The following is a 5,933-nucleotide window of genomic DNA, read 5'->3' as shown; positions in this document are numbered from 1 at the left end:
CGATTGCCCACAGCGTCGCACCACAGCACATTCCATACCCGCCACCACGCCGCCCCGCCGCCCCCCCCCCCGCCGCCGCCCCCCCCCCGCGCGGCCGCCCCCCCCCCCTCCGGCCTGTCCGGGCGGGCCTATCCTGGATCGCATGTACTTCACCGACCGTGGCATCGAGGAACTGGAGAAGCGGCGCGGCGAGGAGGAGGTCACCTTCGAGTGGCTCGCCGAGCAGCTGCGGACCTTCGTCGATCTCAACCCCGACTTCGAGGTGCCGGTCGAGCGCCTCGCGACCTGGCTGGCCCGTCTCGACGACGAGGACGACGACGAGTAGGCACACACCTGACGGAAGGCCCCTTCCCCCGCGCGCGGGAAGGGGCCTTCCGTCGTTCGGCGCGGGTCAGTGCGCGCGCAGCCGGTCGTAGGCGAGGCCGAGGGCGCCGTGGGCGACGAGGAGGGCCCCTGCGGCGGTCCAGCCGCCGGAGCGCCGGCGGAGCCCCCACAGCAGCAGCGGCACGCCCACGGCGAGCTGGGCGCCGCCCAGCAGGCGCGCCCGGGGGCCGCGCACGTACGGGCCGAGGGGGCCCTCCTCCACGGCGTCGAGCTCGTCGAGGACGGCTCCCCGCCATCCGGGCCACTCCAGCTGCTCGGCGCCGGTGGCGAGGGCTGCCGCGCGGAGCCGGTCGGGGGTGTCGCCGGGGTCGACACCGGCGGGCAGGTCGAGGCCGGTGCGGGCGAGGACGGCGACGAGGCCGACGAGCCGGGTCCGGGCGTCGGCCTCGGGGTCGGGGAGGGTGAGCGGCTCCAGGGCCTGGACGTCGAGGACGGGGTCGAGGGCGAGGCGGTCGGCGAAGGTCCGCATGGCCTCGTCCTCGCCGACCGGGGTGCCGTCCGCGAGCCAGGTGTAGCCGACGGTGCGGCGGAAGCCGGCGGCGAGGGTGATCCCGGCGCGTTCCCCGTCCCACCAGAGCGCGAGGACGGGCCAGGTGGCGGCGGAGACGGCGAGGGCGGTGGCCCAGCCGGTGACGACCCGCTCGACCGGCTCCCCGTCGTCCTGCCAGGGCTTTCCCTCCGGTACGAGGACGCTCCAGTCGGCTCCGGCGGGGGCGAGGAGCAGCCGCTCCCGCAGGAGCTGGGCGGGCGGCCGGACCGCCGTGGGGTCGGCTCGGCACAGCAGCAGCGCCCCGGCGGGGCTCGGTCCGGATGTCGCGTTCATGGGCCTTACGCTAGGCCACTTTGTCCGTGTACCGAGGTGTTTGCTCCGACCCTGTCAGGGATGAATCAGGGTTGACTCCGTCACACCGCGATATATCGTGAATCTCGAAGTCGCGATATGTTGCGTCGACTGGATGGAACGCTTCGAGGAAACGGGAGGTCCGCACCATGACCGAGTGGTCCGTCACCGAGCCGGTGAAACTCGCGCCCGACGGGCCCGTGACGCGGCTGCGCATCCGCGTCGTGGGCGGGGCGGTGAACGTGGTGGGCACCGACGAGGGCACGGCGCGGGTGGAGGTCTCGGAGATCGAGGGCCCACCGCTGATCGTCACCCAGGAGGGGTCCACCCTCACCGTCACCTATGAGGACCTGCACTGGAAGGGCATCCTCAAGTGGCTGGACACCAAGGCCCACCGGCGGCGGGCGGTCGTCTCCGTCGCCGTCCCGGCCGGTGCCGAGGTCGAGGTGGGCGCGGTCATGGCGGACACGGTGGTCTCCGGGCTGCGGGGCCGCGCCGAGGTGCGCGGGGTGACCGGCGCCACGACGCTCGTGGGGCTCTCCGGTCCGGTCCGCGCCGAGACCGTCTCGGGCTCCCTGGAGGCCCAGTCGGTGACCGGCGCGCTGCGGGTGAGCTCGGTGACCGGTGCCGTGACGGTGATCGAGGGCTCCGGCTCGGCGGTGCGGGCGGAGACCGTCAGCGGGGACCTGGTCCTGGACCTGGACCCGGCGCCGGACGGGGCCCCGCCGACCGACATCCGGCTCGCCAGCGTCTCCGGCGAGATCGCCATCCGGCTGCCGCACCCGGCGGACGCCCGGGTCGAGGCGAGCACCACCAGCGGCTCACTCTCCAACGGCTTCGAGGACCTGAGGGTGGCCGGCGACTGGGGCACCAGGTCCCTCACCGGGACGCTCGGCGCCGGCAGCGGCACGCTCAAAGCGACCACGGTCTCCGGATCGATCGCCCTGCTCCGCCGCCCGGAGTCCGCCGAGGACCCGGAGCCCACGCCCACCGCCCCCGCGTCCGGAAAGGTGCTCTGACATGGCCCCCGTCTTCGCCCACGGCCGACTCCGCCTCTACCTGCTCAAGCTGCTCGACGAGGCCCCCCGCCACGGGTACGAGGTGATCCGACTCCTGGAGGAGCGCTTCCAGGGGCTGTACGCGCCCTCCGCCGGCACGGTCTACCCCCGGCTCGCCAAGCTGGAGGCCGAGGGGCTGGTCACCCACACCAGCGAGGGCGGCCGGAAGGTCTACTCGATCACCGACGCGGGCCGCACCGAGCTGGCCGGCCGGGAGGCCGAGCTCGACGCCCTGGAGCGGGAGATCCGGGACTCCGTCGCCGAGCTGGCCGCCGAGATCCGCGAGGACGTACGGGGCGCGGCGGGCCGGGTGCGCAGCGAGATGCGCGCGGCGGCGAGCCGGACCCGGACGGCGGAGGGCGGCGCCTTCTCGGACGCCAAGGAGGAGCTGCGCAAGGCCACCCGGGAGTGGAAGGAGCAGACCCGGCAGGCGAAGGAGGAGGCCCGCTCGGCGAAGCTCCAGGCGAAGGAGTTCCAGCGCATCGCCCAGCAGGTGCAGGACGAGGTCCAGAACCGGTTCGCCAGGGGCGAGTGGCCGCAGGCCGTCTGGGAGGGCCTGTCGGGGATCACCGCGCAGCTCGGCGACCTCGTCCAGGGTCACCACCCCAAGGCCCGTGCCGGGGCCGCGGACCTGCCGTCGGCCGCCCCGGAGACGGACACGGCGGGCACGACGGGCACGGCGGCCGGGGCGGGCACGGCGGCGGAGGCGCCCGCGTGGGCGCGGGAGTCGTCCGGGTCGGGGCAGCCGGCCCGGGATCTGGACCGGCTGCTCGACCGCTTCCGGGACGAGATCCGGGACGCGGCCCGCGACCACGGGGTGACGGACTCCCAGCTCGCGGAGGCCCGCGACCACCTGGTCACGGCCGCGACCCGGATCACCGGGATACTCCACCGCCGCTCGGGCGTCTGAGCGGCGCCCGCCGCCGGGTCAGGGGCGGGCGGCGGCGGCCCGGGTCACGGTGACGGTGACCCGGGCGTCCGGGACGGCGAGCACGCGCACCCGGCTCCGGTCCCGGTCGCGCAGGACGAGCGCCCCGCGGGCCGCGACCTTCCAGTCGCCGGGCGGCAGCGCCAGCTCGGTGACGCGGGAGCCGCGGGGGCCGGCGGCCCGGTACTCCAGGCGGTAGACGCCGGCCGCCGGGTCGTACGCGGCGGAGCGCACCCGGCCGGCGACGGCCTCCGCGTAGGGCTCGGCGGTCAGCTCCTTGTTGGTGCGGAAGGCGCCGGTGCCGTCGACGGCGCAGTAGCCACCGCCGTAGCACCACTCCCAGCCGGTCCAGCCGGAGCCGTAGCGGCCGAGGGAGGCCATGGCCTCCCGGTAGAAGCGGTTCATGTTCGGGGCGGAGTTGTTGAGCGGCCCCCACTCCCCCACCACCACGGGGACCTTGTACTCCTTGGGGTAGAGGGTGATCGCCGCCTCGTAGTTCTCGATCCAGCGGGCCGAGGGGTCGTAGTCGCCTCCCGCCTCCATGGCGCCGTTGTAGAAGTGCGGGGCGTAGACGACCTTCGGGTCGTCGATCCGCCCGAGCCCGGTCGGCACGCCCTCGCCGACGATCGGGGTCGGTTCGACGAAGATCCAGGAGTCCTGGTCGACCGAGCGGATCGCGTCCGCGATCCGGTTGTGCATCGGGGTGATCTGGTCCCGTTCGATGCGCCGGGCGGCCGTCGCCAGGTCCTCGCCCTCGCGCAGTTCGCCCATCGGCTCGTTGATCAGGTCGTAGCCGAGCACGGCCGGGTGGTCCTCGAAGCGGTCGGCGAGCACCCGCCACATGCGGGCCTGGGCCTGTCGCAGGTCCTCGTCCTCGTAGAGGTGGGTGAAGGCGCGCTGGACGGCGGGCTCGAAGTACTCGGAGAACCAGTCGTCGGGGCGCGGGGTGAAGGGAAGTCCGTCGGTCCTGGTGGCCCAGGCGGGGATGCCCCGGTGGTCGAAGGCGGGGCCGAAGACGTCCTGGTGGGCGTCGAGGACGACCTTGACGTCGTGTGCGGCGGCCCAGTCCAGGACCCGCTCGATCTTGCGGAGGTAACCGTGGCTGTACTGACCGGGGCGGGGCTCCAGATCGTCCCAGAAGACCAGCAGCCGGGCGGTGTTGAAGCCCTTGGCCCGCATGTCCCGGAAGTGCTTCTCGGTGACGGAGGAGAGGGCGGCGTCGCCGCTGTGCGCCTTGTCCCCGACGTTCCAGCCGCGCAGGGTGAGGACGCGGCCCCGGGAGTCGGTGAGGTCGGGGATCCCGTCGCCGCCGGTCTCCGCGCCGGGCACGGACTCCGTACGGGCGGCGGTGGCGGTGGCGGTGGGCGCGAGCGTGGCGAGCAGGGAGGCGGCGACTGCGGTCGCCACGAGAGTGGTGCGCGACAAGCGGGACACGGAGGACCTCCGGCACGAGGAAGTGAGCGTTGTTCACGTTTCACGTGCCGGAGATCCCATCAGGTCGACCGACCCGTATCAAGAGGTCGTCAGCACGATCTTTCCGAAGAGGTCGCCGGCGGCCATCTTCTCGAAGCCCTCACGGGCCCGGTCCAGCGGCAGCACCTCGTCGATCACCGGGCGGACGCCGGTGGCCGCGCAGAAGGAGAGCAGGTCCTCCAGCTCGTCCTTGGAGCCCATGGTGGAGCCGACCACCTTCAGCTCCAGGAAGAAGATCCGGGTCAGTTCGGCGTGCGAGGGCCGGTCGCCGCTGGTGGCGCCGGAGATCACCAGGGTGCCGCCGGGGCGCAGGGACTTGACCGAGTGCGACCAGGTGGCGGCGCCGACGGTCTCGATGACGGCGTCCACCCGCCGCGGCAGCCGGGCGCCGGGCTCGTACGCCTCGACGGCGCCGAGCTCCACGGCCCGCTTCCGCTTGGCCTCGTCCCGGCTGGTGGCGAAGACCCGCAGTCCCGCGGCCTTGCCGAGGACGATCGCGGCGGTGGCGACACCGCCGCCGGCGCCCTGGACGAGGATCGAGTCGCCGGGGCGGACGCCGGCGTTGGTGAAGAGCATCCGGTAGGCGGTCAGCCAGGCGGTGGGGAGGCAGGCGGCCTCGGCGAAGGAGAGCTCCTTCGGCTTGGGCAGCACGTTCCAGCGGGGGACGGAGACGCGCTCGGCGAAGGTGCCCTGGTAGCGCTCGGTGAGGATGGAGCGGGGCTCGTCCGGCCCGACGCCGTGGCCGGTCTGGCCGATGACGGAGTGCAGGACGACCTCGTTGCCGTCCTCGTCGATCCCTGCGGCGTCGCAGCCGAGGATCATCGGCAGCTTCTCCTCGGGCAGTCCGACCCCGCGCAGCGACCACAGGTCGTGGTGGTTGAGCGAGGCGGCCTTGACGGTGACGGTGGTCCAGCCGGGGCGCTCCACGGGCTCGGGGCGTTCGCCCAACTCGAGGCCGTTCAGGGGCTGGTCGCGGTCGATTCGGGCAGCGTAGGCAGCGAACATGGCCTCGACCCTAGGCGGCCGCGCCGACCACGCGGAACCACACACCGGTGTGACGCGCGTCCCCTCGCGCGTCCCCTCGCGGGACCGCCCGCACCACCCGTGCCACGCGCCCGCGCTCCGGGGAGGGGGAAGCCGAGGAGGCGAGAGCGAAAGGGCCCCCCCCCGGCCGGGTGGGGGGCCCCGGGGGGGGGCCCCGGGGGGGCGACCGCCCGCGGGGAGGCCGGCGGGGCGGGGGCCCCGGGCG

Annotated in this window: 6 protein-coding genes; 3 read left to right on the top strand and 3 right to left on the bottom strand. The window is 74.3% G+C overall.

Annotated elements, in window-relative coordinates; translation table 11 throughout:
* The first annotated feature begins 142 nt into the window (after positions 1-142).
* Entirely contained in the window at positions 143-325 is a 183-nt protein-coding gene (locus tag ACFW1I_RS11960) for a DUF6104 family protein (protein ID WP_019075209.1), read from the top strand.
* Between the two features lie 66 nt (positions 326-391).
* Here the strand turns inward: ACFW1I_RS11960 and ACFW1I_RS11955 are convergent, their stop codons facing one another.
* Positions 392-1,207: a hypothetical protein gene (locus ACFW1I_RS11955; protein ID WP_384669032.1), complete on the bottom strand. Its 816-nt coding sequence runs from the start codon at positions 1,205-1,207 to the stop codon at positions 392-394.
* A gap of 167 nt (positions 1,208-1,374) precedes the next feature.
* Here ACFW1I_RS11955 and ACFW1I_RS11950 point away from each other — a divergent pair, with 167 nt between their 5' ends.
* Both ACFW1I_RS11950 and ACFW1I_RS11945 read left to right on the top strand, forming a co-directional pair.
* Positions 1,375-2,244 carry a DUF4097 domain-containing protein gene (locus ACFW1I_RS11950; RefSeq protein WP_384669031.1) on the top strand — a complete coding sequence of 290 codons (870 nt, stop codon included), beginning with the start codon at positions 1,375-1,377 and terminating at the stop codon, positions 2,242-2,244.
* A 1-nt stretch (position 2,245) separates the two neighbouring features.
* Complete coding sequence (locus tag ACFW1I_RS11945; protein ID WP_384669029.1) at positions 2,246-3,193, top strand: helix-turn-helix transcriptional regulator; 948 nt, start codon at positions 2,246-2,248, stop codon at positions 3,191-3,193.
* A gap of 18 nt (positions 3,194-3,211) precedes the next feature.
* Here ACFW1I_RS11945 and ACFW1I_RS11940 read toward each other — a convergent pair whose 3' ends face one another.
* The gene (locus ACFW1I_RS11940; protein WP_384669027.1) at positions 3,212-4,618 is read right to left on the bottom strand and encodes a cellulase family glycosylhydrolase; all 1,407 of its coding nucleotides are present in this window, start codon (positions 4,616-4,618) and stop codon (positions 3,212-3,214) included.
* A 105-nt stretch (positions 4,619-4,723) separates the two neighbouring features.
* Positions 4,724-5,689, bottom strand: coding sequence for a zinc-binding dehydrogenase (locus ACFW1I_RS11935; RefSeq protein WP_384669025.1), 966 nt, complete (start codon positions 5,687-5,689; stop codon positions 4,724-4,726).
* Positions 5,690-5,933 lie beyond the last annotated feature (244 nt).

The sequence above is a fragment of the Streptomyces sp. NPDC058955 genome (genome assembly GCF_042741435.1).
Taxonomy (GTDB): Bacteria; Actinomycetota; Actinomycetes; order Streptomycetales; family Streptomycetaceae; genus Streptomyces.
Note: the sequence above shows the minus strand (reverse complement) of the source record. Positions and strands in the feature narration are given on the sequence as shown.